The 13,436-nt window shown below is 63.7% G+C and carries 15 protein-coding genes; 5 read left to right on the forward strand and 10 right to left on the reverse strand.

The annotated features are described in order from the left end of the window. Positions 1 to 13 precede the first annotated feature (13 nt). Positions 14 to 1,240 carry an IS110 family transposase gene (locus tag O1Q03_RS26305; RefSeq protein ID WP_269506476.1) on the reverse strand — a complete coding sequence of 409 codons (1,227 nt, stop codon included), beginning with the start codon at positions 1,238 to 1,240 and terminating at the stop codon, positions 14 to 16. Between the two features lie 448 nt (positions 1,241 to 1,688). On the opposite strand from O1Q03_RS26305, the gene O1Q03_RS26310 reads away from it, so the two are divergent. Then, positions 1,689 to 2,012, forward strand: coding sequence for an amidohydrolase family protein (locus O1Q03_RS26310; protein ID WP_269506954.1), 324 nt, complete (start codon positions 1,689 to 1,691; stop codon positions 2,010 to 2,012). 73 nt (positions 2,013 to 2,085) lie between these two features. Here the strand turns inward: O1Q03_RS26310 and O1Q03_RS26315 are convergent, their stop codons facing one another. The 5 genes from O1Q03_RS26315 to O1Q03_RS26335 all read right to left on the reverse strand — a co-directional run bounded on the left by O1Q03_RS26315 (position 2,086) and on the right by O1Q03_RS26335 (position 7,107). Next, a complete protein-coding gene (locus O1Q03_RS26315) occupies positions 2,086 to 3,270 on the reverse strand; it encodes an MFS transporter (RefSeq protein WP_269506955.1) in 1,185 nt (394 codons plus the stop codon). Positions 3,271 to 3,406: 136 nt separating this feature from the next. Next, positions 3,407 to 3,766 carry a Rieske (2Fe-2S) protein gene (locus O1Q03_RS26320; RefSeq protein WP_269506956.1) on the reverse strand — a complete coding sequence of 120 codons (360 nt, stop codon included), beginning with the start codon at positions 3,764 to 3,766 and terminating at the stop codon, positions 3,407 to 3,409. A gap of 6 nt (positions 3,767 to 3,772) precedes the next feature. Next, positions 3,773 to 4,723 (reverse strand): VOC family protein, encoded by a 951-nt coding sequence (locus O1Q03_RS26325; RefSeq protein WP_269506957.1) that lies wholly within the window; start codon positions 4,721 to 4,723, stop codon positions 3,773 to 3,775. 133 nt (positions 4,724 to 4,856) lie between these two features. Further along, positions 4,857 to 5,966, reverse strand: a complete 1,110-nt coding sequence (locus tag O1Q03_RS26330) for an FAD-dependent monooxygenase (RefSeq protein ID WP_269506958.1) — start codon at positions 5,964 to 5,966, stop codon at positions 4,857 to 4,859. A 142-nt stretch (positions 5,967 to 6,108) separates the two neighbouring features. Continuing rightward, positions 6,109 to 7,107, reverse strand: coding sequence for a fumarylacetoacetate hydrolase family protein (locus tag O1Q03_RS26335; protein WP_269506959.1), 999 nt, complete (start codon positions 7,105 to 7,107; stop codon positions 6,109 to 6,111). 331 nt (positions 7,108 to 7,438) lie between these two features. On the opposite strand from O1Q03_RS26335, the gene O1Q03_RS26340 reads away from it, so the two are divergent. Both O1Q03_RS26340 and O1Q03_RS26345 read left to right on the forward strand, forming a co-directional pair. Then, on the forward strand, positions 7,439 to 8,359 hold the full coding sequence (locus O1Q03_RS26340; protein WP_269506960.1) for an MFS transporter: 921 nt from the start codon (positions 7,439 to 7,441) through the stop codon (positions 8,357 to 8,359). A 99-nt stretch (positions 8,360 to 8,458) separates the two neighbouring features. Next, entirely contained in the window at positions 8,459 to 8,581 is a 123-nt protein-coding gene (locus O1Q03_RS26345; RefSeq protein WP_269506961.1) for a hypothetical protein, read from the forward strand. A gap of 120 nt (positions 8,582 to 8,701) precedes the next feature. On the opposite strand, the gene O1Q03_RS26350 is transcribed toward O1Q03_RS26345, so the two are convergent. Genes O1Q03_RS26350 through O1Q03_RS26360 form a run of 3 tightly spaced genes read right to left on the reverse strand, consistent with a single transcriptional unit; the run spans position 8,702 to position 11,029 of the window. Continuing rightward, positions 8,702 to 9,154 (reverse strand): PaaI family thioesterase, encoded by a 453-nt coding sequence (locus O1Q03_RS26350; protein WP_269506962.1) that lies wholly within the window; start codon positions 9,152 to 9,154, stop codon positions 8,702 to 8,704. A gap of 22 nt (positions 9,155 to 9,176) precedes the next feature. Next, positions 9,177 to 10,172, reverse strand: coding sequence for a fumarylacetoacetate hydrolase family protein (locus O1Q03_RS26355; RefSeq protein ID WP_269506963.1), 996 nt, complete (start codon positions 10,170 to 10,172; stop codon positions 9,177 to 9,179). Continuing rightward, on the reverse strand, positions 10,169 to 11,029 hold the full coding sequence (locus tag O1Q03_RS26360; protein ID WP_269506964.1) for an ABC transporter substrate-binding protein: 861 nt from the start codon (positions 11,027 to 11,029) through the stop codon (positions 10,169 to 10,171). The genes O1Q03_RS26355 and O1Q03_RS26360 overlap by 4 nt, the downstream gene beginning before the upstream one ends. Before the next feature lie 166 nt (positions 11,030 to 11,195). Between O1Q03_RS26360 and O1Q03_RS26365 the strand changes: the two genes are divergently transcribed. Further along, positions 11,196 to 11,762 (forward strand): cupin domain-containing protein, encoded by a 567-nt coding sequence (locus tag O1Q03_RS26365; RefSeq protein WP_269506965.1) that lies wholly within the window; start codon positions 11,196 to 11,198, stop codon positions 11,760 to 11,762. Then, positions 11,759 to 12,688: a 3-keto-5-aminohexanoate cleavage protein gene (locus O1Q03_RS26370; RefSeq protein WP_269506966.1), complete on the forward strand. Its 930-nt coding sequence runs from the start codon at positions 11,759 to 11,761 to the stop codon at positions 12,686 to 12,688. Before O1Q03_RS26365 ends, O1Q03_RS26370 begins: the two co-directional genes overlap by 4 nt. A 53-nt stretch (positions 12,689 to 12,741) precedes the next feature. Here O1Q03_RS26370 and O1Q03_RS26375 read toward each other — a convergent pair whose 3' ends face one another. Continuing rightward, positions 12,742 to 13,425 (reverse strand): TetR/AcrR family transcriptional regulator, encoded by a 684-nt coding sequence (locus tag O1Q03_RS26375; RefSeq protein WP_269506967.1) that lies wholly within the window; start codon positions 13,423 to 13,425, stop codon positions 12,742 to 12,744. Positions 13,426 to 13,436 lie beyond the last annotated feature (11 nt).

Below are 13,436 nucleotides of genomic sequence, written 5' to 3' on the forward strand. Positions count from 1 at the left end.
CTACTAGGAAGCGCTAGGGGATTTCAGCGATCGGTTCGACATGGCAGCCGAGGTCGGCCAGGCGCTTGAGCAGCCGATTGATGGTTTTCTGTGCATCGTGGTGGTCAAAGTAGTGTGCGCCGAGATCGGCGTATTCGGCGCCGTCGCGGAGCATGAAGTAGGCTGCCGTGAGCATGGAGGCGGCGACTGCGAGGATGGCCTTCTTGGGGCCGCGTCGGGCCTTGAGGCGCAGGAACTGGGCGCGCAGATAGGTGGTCTTCACGCGTACGGCAGCCCACGCGGCGGTCACCAAGGCGGTCTTGAGCCAGGTGCCGCTCTTGCGCACACGCGTGCTGCGGCGCTTGCCCGCGCTCTCGTCGTTGCGCGGACACAGGCCAGCCCAGGACACCAGGTGGCCAGCGTCGGGGAAGCGCGTCATGTCGACGCCGATCTCCGCCAACAGGACCTGAGCGGTCAGGTCGCTAACCCCGGGGATCGTGGTCAGCAGGCGGGCACGCTGTCGGATCGGCGTCAGCGCTTTTCCCACCGCGGCGTCGAGTTCGGCCAGCGTGTGCTCCAGTGCGCCGATTACCTCCAGGTGCAGCCTGAGCATGGTGCGGTGATGCTCCGTGATGTGACCGCGCAGCGCCTCGCGCAACTCGGCGCTCTTTTTCCGCGCGTTGCCTTGGGCGAGCGCGGCGAGCCGTTCCGGGTCGCTCTCGCCGGCAACAATCGCCTTGAGCATCGCGCGGCCGCTCTGTCCGAGCACATCCGAGAGCACGCTGCCGAGTTTCAGATTGGCGTCTTCGAGCACCTTCTGGATGCGCAGGCTGTGCTGGGAGATCTCGCGTACGAGCTGCTTGCGAGTCCGGGTCAGATCGCGCAACTCCTGAATGGCGGCCGGCGGCACAAAGCTGGCGCGGATCAGCCCGTGGGCCAGCAGATCGGCGATCCACATCGCGTCGTTGACATCGGTCTTGCGCCCGGGCACGTTGCGGATGTGTTGGGCGTTGGCCAGCACCAGTTCGAAGTTGCCCTCAAGGATGTGCCACACGGGCTTCCAGTAGATCCCGGTGGCTTCCATGGCGACGTGGGTGCAGGCGTGCGCGGCCAGCCAATCGGCCAGCGCTAGCAATCCGCCGGTCGTGCTGTCAAAGCTGCGTACTTCCTGATGCGTGGGCGCCGAAACGCAGCGCACGCAGGCCACGATAGTGTCCTTGTGTACATCCAGGCCGGCACAGCGGGGATAGAGAACTTGCATGGAGCCTCCTGCCAGAGTCAACGGCACCGGCAGCAGCTCTCGTCGTCGAAATCTACTAGGCGTGCTCCAGGGTGTTGCCACCCGTGGTCACAATTCGGGGTGCTCGCAGGGCTGCGGGTCCAACTACTGAACGGGCTCGGGGCACCAAGAGCGGGCCGACCTCGTTACCGATACCTTCCGACATCTTATGCTTCGCCAATCAGCAAAGCACCGGCCGTAAGCCCGCTTCATCCTTCGGAGTCGGGCAGGCCCGATGGACAACTACTGAGTCGTTCAGCGACCACGTCGCGCCAGATCGACGGACTTGGCTGGCACCTTCAGACCTATGCACGCCTGCCGGTGCTGAATGCACTGAGAGCCCAGCTGTCGGATCTTCCCGTGCCGCTCGTCCTCGATCACTTCGCAGGACTCGACGCGTCGGCCGGACTGAATCAGGCGGGATTTCCGGGTGGTGCTGGACCTGCTGAGGTCCGGTCGCGTCTACGTCAAGATTTCCGGGCCCTACTATTCGTCGAACGACAAGCCGGATTTCGCCGACATTGCGCCGTTCGCCCGTGCGCTCGTCGCAGCCAATCCGGAACGGATTCCGTGGGGCAGTGATTGGCCGCATCCGGGCAGCGCACCCGTCCCCGGACGGACACCGACCGATGTGGCACCACCGCAAGATATCGACGATGGGCGCGGCATTGATCGGCTCGCCGAATGGGTGCCGGACGCTGCCACGCGCAAGCTAATCCTCGTCGACAATCCACAACGCCTTTTTGGCTTCTGACGTTAGTTCTATCTGCTGGTCCAGCTGCAATTCGGATGCCGGAACTTGCAATCTGCCAGATTGCAGCCCGAATTTATCTTCGAGACAGGAGATACGAGAAGATGACAGCGATCACCAGCAAACCTGCCCCGTTTGCAAGCAACAGCGCCGACGTCGAGCGCTGTTGAACGATTGCAGCACCGACCAGCACACCGACGGATTGCCCCAGAAAGAGGAAGCAAGAGAACAGCGCGACTGCCGTGCCCCGGCACGCCGGGTTCATCTGCGTGGCGTTCAGTTGAAGCGTGTTATGCAGGATGTAGAAGCCGAAACCGGCGCCGAAACATGCGAGCAGGCTGAGGCTTCGTTCATGCTGATCCGCGAGCAGACCAAACGAGCCCAGCAACACCACGCCGCCGATCGCCGCGAATCCGGCCTCCGCAGCATGCCGGCGCAGCGTCTTTGCCGCACGGCTATAAAAGAGACCGCCTATTCCGTACAAGCCGACCACGAGCCCCGCTTCCGACATCGGGAAGCCGAGTTCGTAGTGAAAATGGGTGGGTAAAAAGGCGAGCGCACCATAAGCCAGCGCGCCTTCGAACATGGCGATCACGAGCACCACACGAGCCCACGGTGTCCGCAATACGGAAGCCACATTGCGCCAGAATGGCGACTTCCCCGGCCCGCGGCATTCAGCCTGGGGCGACGTCCGCATCAGCGTCAGCATTCCGCCTGCGCCAAACGCGACGGCAAGCGTCACGAATGCAGCCCGCCACCCCGCCAGCGATGAAATCAGGCCACCGGCCCATTGACCGCAAATCGTTCCCGAAATCGTCGCCCCGAGCAGCCTCGCGAGTACGTCCTGCCGGCGTTCATAACGAACGTTGTCGCCGATCCACGCCATCGTCATCGGGACAATGCCGGCCGTCATGGCGCCTGCCACGGCCCGCGCGAGAATGAGCTGATCGATGTTGCCGGATGCCGATGCGGCCAGATTGCCCAGGGCGCTGACCGCGGCAGAGATGCCCACCACCCTGATCTTGCCGATGCGATCGCCCAACGGCCCGAAAAACAACTGGGAAGCGCCGTACGTCAGCGCGAAGACGGAAATCGTCCGCGCGGCATGTTGCGGCGTCACCGCGAAATGGGCTTCGAGCGACGGCAGCATCGCGTCGCAAATCCTCATCGAAGCCAGGCTGGTGAAACAGCAAAGATAAAGCGCCCAGAGCGCGCGCGTGATCGACGCATCGGCACCGAACCGGCCATCTCCCGTTTTCACAAGCGATTCACTCCACCGGCGCCCGCGCCGATCTCACCGCTGAACGTCCACCGTCGAGTCGGCCCGTTGCATGTCATGTCGGCGTATCGACACAACGGCGTTCAGGACTCGTCCGCACGTCGATCGCGCGATCGCTTCAGCGCCACAGGATGCTGAGATATTGGTCATGCTCGATTCGCAGCGGAACCGATTCGAGCTTTTGCCCGAGACACGGGCCCAGTATGCAAAGACCATCGTCCAGCGTGAATTTCGCGCCGTGTCCATGGCAGACGATGTGCTCCATAGAACGATCGAGATACGCATCCTTGCGCCACGGAAGTGTCGAGCCCGGCCAGTGCGGGCACGAATTCCGGTAACCGCGAATCAGCCCGTCGCGGCGCACGACAAAGAGATCGTCGACGCCGCGCCCCTGCAGATCGAACCCGCGCGCCCCCGAAACCGGGAGCGCGCTCAATTCGCAAAGACGCATCCAGCGCAATGGGCCGGCGGCCTGCATCGGCTGTCATGCCTTCAGCGGTTCGGACGACGGCGGCGGGCCGCCCGGCGCCCACTTTTCACGCCACTGGAGCAGGAACTCCTGAGCGCGGTCCGCATGTGCGGGCGCAATGCGCGGTACCCACGAATCGTCGTGCAGGTCCATGTCCGCGTCGTACTCGATGTGGCAGCCAAATGGCGAGTTGAAATACCAGAACCAGTTCGAGCCGAATTGATGACGGCCCGGGCCCCAATACGATTCATAGCCTTTTGCCGCGAACGCGCTGCCGGCACGCATCACCTCCGTCGGGCCGCCGAGGTGAAACGTGAAGTGCTCGCAGCCCTGCATGAACGGCGGCGTCTGGATCAGGAAAAGCGTGTGGTGATCGAGCGTCCCGGCAGGACGCAGGAACGGCCCCATGCCGATGAACTTGTCGCTCAGTCGGAACTTGAGTCGGTTGACGTAGAACGCTTCCGCCTTGTCCGTGTCCGGCACGAAATACACGACGTGCGACAGCGTCCGAGGGCGCGGCGGCGGCTCGTTCTCGCCGGTCAACGCGCCCGTCACGTTGACGCCGCGGCGGCCATCGCCCGGCGCGTTCACCGACTCGGCCAGAAGCTGCAATTCACGGCGCACGGTGACCTGAAACCCGAGCACGAACCCGGCATCGTCAACCGCTTCGATCGAACCGTCGGGCAGCAACGTCACCTCGCGGTCTTTTTCGAGTTCGCTGGCGATCTCGTCGAGCGTCGCCTGGTCTGCCACGCCGTAGATGGTCTTACGCAACTGATTGGCCGTCGCGAACGGCCATGCCGGCAACGACGGATCATCTTTGGGGCGAACGACGACCCCGGTTCCGTCCAGGGCTTCGAATCTGTCTTCGCCCTGTCGCGTGAGACCGTAGTCGAGAAGAAACTGCGTGCAGCTTTCGACGTCTTCGACACCGAAGACGAGTGTGTCAGGTCCGAGGATTTTCATTGTCATCGTCCAGTTGATGAAACCGTCTCACTACGTGAGACGTGTTGGTTACCTGCGAATCGCCAAAACGTTTGGACGGCGAGCGCCAGCCCATAACGACCGCATCGGCCGGAAAGGTTCTGTCGCATCGTGCCTAGATGGGCTGACCGAGATACCGGTACGTCTCCAGCAGCAGGGCGGCCGACCGATCCTTGTTGCCGATCGAATCCTCCTGTTCGTTCAGGCAGAGTTGCAGCGAAGCGTCGTAGATCCGCTTCACCCGCTCGAAGCGACGCTGGTCGTAGCCGGTGAGCGCTTCCTCGGCCGACGCGCTGCCGGCGAGGCATTCCGCCAGCACCACGGCATCCTCGACCGCCATGCCCGCGCCCGAAGTCATCTGCGGTGTCGGCGCATGTGCAGCATCGCCCAGCAGCACCACGCGCCCGCGATGCCACGGCGTGGGCACCAGCGTGATGTCCAGCGGACGGAAAATGACCTGCGACGATTCGGTGATCAGGTCGAGCGCGTCGCGAATGGCCGGCGCGTCGAACTCGGCCAGCCGCTCTCGGATGAGCACGTGCGACTGTTCCGGCGCGATGCGCAGCGGTTCGCGGCTGCTTTCGAGGTAGAACATGTAGCAGTTCTCGCGCGAGGTCGGGAAAATCCCCAGGACCTTGCCGGTCTGCGTTCGATACAGACAGAAACCGTCGGCCTGTCCGGGACGCGGAGCGTTGAATCGCCAGACGCTCTGGCCGGCGAACCGCGGCTCGTAGTCGGCACCGAAGACGCGCTTGCGCAGCCCCGAATACACACCGTCCGCCGCGATCACCAGGTCGTACGATGCCAGTCGGCCATCCGCGAACTGCACGTCGACGCGATCCCCGCGGTCCGTCAGGTCCTGGACCGTCACGCCCTTTTCCAGCACCGCGCCGCTGTCCTGCGCTGCCGTCTCGAGGATACGAGCGAGTTCTGGCCTGCGGATCCCACAGCTCGGCGGTGCGGGATGGACGTGCTGCAGTTCGCCCGACGCGTCGAATTCCCGAAAGACGGCGAACGCCATCCCGCTCTCGCGGCAGGCATCGGCAACGCCAAGCGTCTCGAGCGCGCGCATCGTGTTGTGGAGCAGACAGATGCCCGCCCCTGCCGTCGGTCTCTCCGGCTTGATGTCGATGCAGTGAACGTCGAATCCTTGTCTGGCCAGGGTAACGGCGGCCGTGGCGCCACCAATTCCGGTGCCGACGATCAGCACACGTTTGACCTTCATTGTCTGTCTCCTTTCTCCACTCTGATGGCGGATAGTTTTTTCGGGCCATCAGTAAAACCGATGGACGCCCCGGCTGATCCGGCTTGTCCCCCGGCGATTGTAGGCTCGTACCGTGATGAAGCCTGTGCGCGCGAAGCCCGTTTTACATGAACGGCGCGCGCCGCTGCGGCCACCAGGTTTCCTGCGGTTGCCGCGCGATGCGATTACGCAGGACGCCCACGCCCTTCACGTCGAGCTCGATCACGTCGCCGGGTTTCACGCTGCGTCCGAGCTCGAGCGCCGAACCATTGCCCATCGTGCCCGAGCCGATCACGTCGCCCGGTTGCGCGTAGTCGCCGAGCGACACGTAAGCGATGAGCTCTTCGGGCGTCCAGAGCATTTCCGACGTATCGCCCTCGCCCCACGTCTCGCCGTTCACGCGCACCGACATCCGGATGTTGTCGAGCCGCTCGAACTCGTCGATCGTGGTGATCCACGGACCGATGCCGTACGCAAAGTCCTTGCTCTTCGTCGGCCCCATGCCGATTGCGAACTCGTTGCCCTGCAGATCGCGCGCGCTGAAGTCGTTGAAAATCGTCACACCGAACAAATACGAACGCGCGACGTCAGGCGTGATGTTGTGAGCCTGCCGGCCCACGACCCAGCCGAGCTCCAACTCATAGTCCAGACGCTCGGAGCGCGCAGGCCAGGGCACCTCGGCTTCATGCCCGATCACCGTCCACGGGGAGCCCTTGAAGTAACCCGGCACTTCGAGCAGGGCCGGTGTCGGGCTGATGTTCATCCGCTCATGGAACTGGCGGATATGCTTGGTGAAAGTGAGCCCGTCGCGCACCACGGACGGATCGCAGGCAGCCCCCCACTGCAGCCCGTCGATCGCACGCGACGCGTCGTCGCCGTATTTCGCAGCGGCTTCGGTCGCGGTGTCGAGAAAGCGTTGCCCGAGCGCGATGGCGGCCGACATGCTTTCCGGGAACACGACGGATGCGTAACGCAGCGCGGCGTCGCGGGTTGCCCCTTGCGCTTGCAGCCGCAGCGCTTCTGCCGCACGCAGATCGATGACGCGCCCCTGCTCCGGCTGCACCAGACAGATGCGGTGAACCGGCCCGTCCAGACCTTCGACTACAAATCGCCCCAGCTTCATATGCCGTCTCCCTGTGAAGAAATTGAGATGAGCCATAATGAAACTGAACGTATCGTTTTGTCAACGACATAAAAGCTAGGGTATTTCCCGGCGAACTTCGAGTTCGATGATGCAAAACTTTAGTATACGATTCGTTTCGTTTATTAAATGATCCTCATGCACCGCCGATTGAAAATCTGAGGCCGACCGCAGGCACATCAGAAACGGCGCCACGACACGCGTTTCACGAACCACGCGGCAAGTGAAGGCGAACGATGCATACGTTGTGAAATCCGTCGCCTCCTCGCGCCTGCCCCATCGACCCGCCCGAGTCTCACCGTACGGAGCGTTCATGCGTCGCAAAGCAATCGCTTTCCAGCACTACTACCCGTGGTTTCTCGTGGTCGTCCTGTTCTGCACGAGCGTCGTGTCGTATCTCGACCGGAACATCATTGCCCTTTTCGTCGGGCCGATCCGGCACGAGATCGGGCTGTCGGACGTGCAGATCAGCCTGCTGCAAGGGGTGGCCTTCGCACTGTTCTATTCCGTGATGGGACTGCCGTTCGGCCGCCTGGTCGACCGTCACACGCGCAGGAACCTGATTGCGGCGGGCGTCTTGCTGTGGAGCGTCATGACGATCTGCTGCGGCCTGAGCACAGGCTTCTGGCAACTCTTCTTCTCGCGGATGGGCGTCGGCATCGGCGAGGCTTGCCTGGGGCCCGCGGCCTTTTCGATGATCGCCGACTGTTTCGTGCCGGCGCAGCGCGGACGGGCCATCGCCACCTACAACATGTCCAACTACGTCGGCGTCGGTGCATCGCTGCTGTTCGGCGGCGCGATCATTTCGCTGCTCACGCGCTTCTCCGATTTCGGCGTGCCCGGCGTTTCGAGGATGCCGACATGGCGGCTCGCCTTCATCGTTTCAGGCTTGCCCGGCATCCTGATGGCGTTCGTCGTTCTCGCGCTGAAGGAACCGGTGCGCCGCGAAGTCAAGCAGGCGACCGATGGAAACCGCGAGCAGCTCGGGTTGTGGTCGTATCTGTCGCGTCACAAACACGCGTTCACGTCCGTCTATGCCGTCTATACGCTGACCGCGATGATCGGCTACATCATCGTGGCGTGGGCGCCGTCCTTTTATATCCGTCACCACCGCATGCAGCCTGTCCACGTCGGCCTCACCCTTGCATGGCTCGCGACCGACTCGCACCACCTCGCCACGCCGGCGCCGGCGCTGACCGGCAACGACATGGGTGCGGGGAAGACCGTCGCCTAGCGACGTCGATTCGGATCACAAAGATTTCACGAAAAAGCGCAGACGCACTACGACAACGTCAACGTCTCGGCCGACGACTTCCTCTCGAAGAGCACCGATGTGTTCATTTCGCCGGTCTACGAGCACACGTCGGGCCGGGGCCTCGCGCAACTGTTCCAGCTCGGTTCCGCATCGGGCGGCAACCAGTTCGCCGTCGACATCGGGATTCGTCACAACTTCTAGGTCGGGCCGGCCGATCGTCCGGCTCGCTTCCGTCATGGCCGGACAGGCTTGCCGCGCGTGCGGCGGGGCTGCCACCGCCGCACCGCGAGACGGTCGACGTGGCAGCCGCCTTCGTTTCCCTCATCCGCGCACGTCGAATACGGCGAATGACGCAGTCGCATTGGCCACGCAACGCACTCGCGCGCCGTCATACAGATCTGCCGCGAGGAACGCGATGCGGTTGCCAAGCCGCTTCACGCGCGCTTCGACCGCGAAGTTCCCGACATATCCCGGCTCGAGCATGTTGACCGTGAGACTGACGGTTGCGCAGGTGCGGCCGTACGGGAGTTGCGAAAGCAGCGCAAGCGCCATCGCGAGATCCAGCATCGATGCCAGCGCGCCGCCCGAGACGACGCCGTTGCCCTGGACCGAATCGGCAGGCGCGGTAAACCCGATCGATAGCGCACCCTTGCTTCCTCCCAGCAATGTCGCCCCGAGCCACTGCAACGCCGGGTTCATATCGAGCGCGACGTTGCCGATGCCGGCCGCAAGGGTTTGCTGGATAAAGGCGCGGTCGAAGTTGTCGGGCCGCACGTCGGCTTCCGCTGCGAGCGCCTCAGCCATTGCGGCGCTCCATGCACACCTGGCGCTGCCGCCCCAGCCCTTCGATCTCCGCCTCCATGATGTCGCCTTCACGCAGGAAGCGGTTGTAGTGCGTGCCGTTTCCGGCAGGCGAACCCGTGCAGATGACGTCGCCGGGCAGGAGCCGCGCGTACCGCGAGATGTATTCGATCTGCCGTTCGATGCCGAACAGCATGTCAGCGGTCGTTTCGTCCTGCATGACCTGACCGGACACGGTCAAGCGCATTCTCAGCCGGTGCGGATCCCGCACGAACGCGCTGGGAACGAAGTACGGGCCGAGCGGAAGAAATCCCGGCTGCCCTTTCGAACGCAGCCAGTCGGTGCCCAGCATCTTGTAGTCGGTCCGCGGAATGAGATCGCGAGCGGAGATGTCGTTGACGATCGTGTAGCCCGCCACGTGCGCGAATGCGTCCTCCCGTTTGATTCGATACCCGCCGCGCCCGATCACGACGGCCAGTTCGAGTTCCCAGTCGGGCTGCGTCGTCGTGTCGGGCAACTCCAGCGCGTCGAATGCACCGGAGATCGCCGACACCGGTTTGGTGAACGCATAAGGCTCTCCGTGCGCCACGCGTTCATCGAGCATGTTTTCCGCCCAAGCCCGAAGTTGCATGTCGTTCAGGCCGTCGGGGCCCACCTTCGCGTCGACAGTCAGATCGACCACATGCTTGCGGTAGTTCGCGCCGGTGCAGAACACCTGGCGCGGCAGGTCGATCGCCGGGTGGGTATGCAAGTCGGATAGCCGATGCCAGTGTGCCTCAGGTGCCGAGGCCCGGCTTGCCAGACGCTCCAGCGCCGGGCGGCTCACGTCCCAGTTTTCCAGCAGCTCGAGAACCGTGGACGCCTCCGCCAGCATGGTGTCGCCATGTCTTGCCGCGAGCTCGGCAAGCGGCGTCACACGCTCGTCCACGACGAAACCAACGAACCGCGCACCATCGCCTTCAGAAAATGTTCCGAGTGAATACGGCGTCATGCCATGTCTCCGATATGTTTGCGAACCAGCGAATCGTCGACGATTGCCGAATAGTCGCTGTCAGCGCCCGCCAAGCCCAGCGCCCGGCGATGCGCAACGAGAAGCGCCACCCCGTCCGGCGCCGGCAGCAGCGACCGGGGGGACAGCGCGATCATTCCGTCGGCCGCTGCCGCGGGCAGCGATGCCATGACCACCGCTTCCCGGGCCAGCTCCGGCTGGTCGAGAACTGTCTGCCGCGCTCTTTCGAGATCCTCCAGCCACGCACCCACGCGCGCTTGCGCGCCGCCGGTGCGCATGACGATTCCCTGCCCCGGAAAATGCGGCCAGATCTCCTGGACGCTCGCCACCCTGACGAATCCGGCCTTGACCGCCATCGCATCGAACGGCGGCCCTAGCAGCGTCGCGACGCCCTGCCGCGCCAGCAGCGCCTCCAGACGTTCCTGAACACCGCCCGCAGTCACGAGGCGATAGGCATCGCCGTCGAGCCCCGCCTCATCGAGCATCGCCCGCAACGCCGTGACAAAGCCGTTATCGGGTGCATCGATGAGAATGTCCGCGCCACGAAGCGAGCTGATGCTCGACCGTCCGGCCCGCGCCACCAGCGTCAGCGGCGTGGTCCGCTCGATCTGGGCGACGACGCGAAAATCGGCCGGCCCGGCACGCCGATTCCATCCGATTACGTTGTCCATCGCGGTAACGACGGCATCGACCTCGCCGGCCACCAGCGCATCGTACTGTTCGTCCGACGAACGGTTACGCACCGCCCGCGTCGTCACCGCAGCGTGCGGATTGCGGCCGGCGACCAAGGCCAGCAGCGGCGGCACGAACCACATCACCCGGATCGCTTGTGTCTCCATCACGTCATTTCCTCACGGTTGCCCACCATCAATTACAGAACGCGTCGTTCCGTTTTGTCAAGAATTGTTTTTGAGATACAGATTCATCTACCTGTCATTTCCCTATTGACAGTAAAACCTCGACAGTTAACGATACGAAACGAATCGACTCGTTAATGGAGAAAAAATGGACACAACGGTACACAGAGATAGCGCGCAGCCCGTGGAAGGAAACAGTTATCGGCCCGTGCGTCGACTCATCACGGACACCAACGCCGACGGGAAGTCGTACTTTGTATCGGATGGGCCGGCCCCGAACAGGACGGCACGCGCGGGCCTGCCGGTCGCGCATGTTCTGTGGGCGACCGGGGAAGCCCGCGCACCCGGTGCGGAGCCCGCGCCGGCCGGCCACGCATTCGAGTTCCATTCGCGCGGCGGCTCGCTGCTGCGGATCGTCGATTTCCCGCCCGACGAAACCTATGACGAGGCCACGCTGCAACAATTCCTCGACGCCAACGGCGTGCGGGACAAAAGCAATCCCCGGCATTTCTGGTTCCACAAAACCGAGTCGCTCGACTACGCGTTCGTTCTGGAGGGGGAAATCTGGGCCCTGCTCGACGAAGGCGAGAAGCTCATGCGCGCCGGCGATGTGCTGATCCAGCGCGCAACCAACCATAGCTGGGCAAACCGGTCGGGCAAGCCTTGCCGCATGGCATTCGTGCTGCTCGACCTCGTTGACGGAGAGCCGCTGTGAGCAAGGCAATCATTACGTGCGCCGTGACGGGGGGCGCACATACCCCGTCGATGTCCGAGTTTCTTCCCGTTACGCCAGAGCAGATCGCGGCCGAGTCGATCGCGGCGGTCGAGGCCGGCGCCGCCATCGTTCATCTTCATGCGCGCAATCCCGACGATGGTCGCCCCAGCGGCGACCCGGAGATCTTCAGGCGTTTCGTGAGCCCGATCAAATCAGCGACCGACGCGATCATCAACATCTCGACGGGCGGCGGCGGTCCGCATATGTCGATCGAGGATCGCGCGGCGGCAGGCCGGGCCCTGAAGCCGGAAATGTGCTCGCTCAACATGGGGTCCATCAATCTGGTGCTGGCCGAGATGGCCGAGCGCAAGCGGGACTGGAAGCACGACTGGGAAGTGCCGTTCCTGAAGGGCACGCGCGGGCTGATCTTCCGCAATACCTACGACGACATCGAATGGATCCTGGAAAACGTCGGTCGGCTCTGCGGTACGCGTTTCGAATTCGAATGCTACGACGTCAGCCACCTGTACACGCTTCAGTATTTCCTGGAAAAGGGGCTCGCGAAGCCGCCGCTGTTCGTGCAGACCGTGTTCGGACTGCGCGGCGCGATGGGCGCGCACGTCGAGGATCTGCTCCACCAGAAGCGAACGGCCGACCGGCTGTTCGGCAGCGACTATCACTGGTCGGTGCTCGCGGCCGGCAAACACCAGATGCCGCTTGCGACGATGTCGAGCCTGATGGGCGGCAACGTGCGCGTCGGCCTGGAGGACAGCCTTTACATCGGCCGCGGTGAGCTCGCGCAGAGCAATGCCGATCAGGTCCGCAAGATTCGTCGGATTCTCGAGGAACTGGGCATCGAGATCGCGTCTCCTGACGAAGCGCGCCGGATTCTCGACCTGAAAGGCGCCGATCAGGTGAACTTCTAGGCAGGCTCCGCCGCCCCACCCGGCATCCGCCGGTGCGAAACGGCTGCCGCACGTCAGCGCGCGGCAGCCGTCCTGACCTGAGGCGCACCGCGCCTGGCGACCTCCAGTTCCGCGACGTTCGGGATGTCTGCGCCGAGCAGCGCATAGGTGTAGTCGATGTGTTCCTGCGCGAACCGGTCGTCCAGCGCGCCAACGCCCGTCATCAATCGCATATAGACGGGCGCGTACAGCAGTTCCGCCAGCATCTCCACGTTTTCCGGCGCACGGATGCGCTCGGCAACGCGCCACTCTTCCAGCATTTCGCGGACAAGCGCGCGTCGGCCGTAATGGAACCGTTCACGAAAGACCCTGAGCACGGCAGGATCGGCCTGCCCTTCGGCGATGATCTGCGCGACGATGCGCCCCGACCACCCCGCATATTCGTGGATCAGCGACACCAGGTGCGTGGCGATCGCCTTGCCGGGAGGCAGGTTACGCGGCATCGGCGTCTTGACCAAATGATGCTCCATGAAGGCATCGATCACCACGAGCGCCTTGGCGTCCCACCAGCGGTAGATCGTCGCCTTGCCGACGCCCGCCTCTCTCGCGATGGCCTCGATCGAAAGCGACTGGACCGTGCGGGTCTCGAGCAGGCGAGCGGTTGCCGCAAGAATCTGCATGCGCGTGCCTTCGCTGCGGGGGCGACCAACCCCTCGCGGAAGCGCCACCGCAGCGGCACCCTGGATATCTGTTTTCATCGGCTAGCCAA

This window comes from Burkholderia sp. IMCC1007 (genome assembly GCF_027257875.1).
GTDB lineage: Bacteria > Pseudomonadota > Gammaproteobacteria > Burkholderiales > Burkholderiaceae > Burkholderia.

Excerpts from the sequence above, each read along its gene's own strand:
- O1Q03_RS26365 (WP_269506965.1), top strand. The coding sequence starts at position 11,196 with ATGGACACAACGGTACACAGAGATAGCGCGCAGCCCGTGGAAGGAAAC.
- O1Q03_RS26305 (WP_269506476.1), bottom strand. The coding sequence starts at position 1,240 with ATGCAAGTTCTCTATCCCCGCTGTGCCGGCCTGGATGTACACAAGGAC.
- O1Q03_RS26360 (WP_269506964.1), bottom strand. The coding sequence starts at position 11,029 with ATGGAGACACAAGCGATCCGGGTGATGTGGTTCGTGCCGCCGCTGCTG.
- O1Q03_RS26355 (WP_269506963.1), bottom strand. The coding sequence starts at position 10,172 with ATGACGCCGTATTCACTCGGAACATTTTCTGAAGGCGATGGTGCGCGG.
- O1Q03_RS26335 (WP_269506959.1), bottom strand. The coding sequence starts at position 7,107 with ATGAAGCTGGGGCGATTTGTAGTCGAAGGTCTGGACGGGCCGGTTCAC.
- O1Q03_RS26320 (WP_269506956.1), bottom strand. The coding sequence starts at position 3,766 with ATGCAGGCCGCCGGCCCATTGCGCTGGATGCGTCTTTGCGAATTGAGC.
- O1Q03_RS26330 (WP_269506958.1), bottom strand. The coding sequence starts at position 5,966 with ATGAAGGTCAAACGTGTGCTGATCGTCGGCACCGGAATTGGTGGCGCC.
- O1Q03_RS26325 (WP_269506957.1), bottom strand. The coding sequence starts at position 4,723 with ATGAAAATCCTCGGACCTGACACACTCGTCTTCGGTGTCGAAGACGTC.
- O1Q03_RS26340 (WP_269506960.1), top strand. The coding sequence starts at position 7,439 with ATGCGTCGCAAAGCAATCGCTTTCCAGCACTACTACCCGTGGTTTCTC.
- O1Q03_RS26375 (WP_269506967.1), bottom strand. The coding sequence starts at position 13,425 with ATGAAAACAGATATCCAGGGTGCCGCTGCGGTGGCGCTTCCGCGAGGG.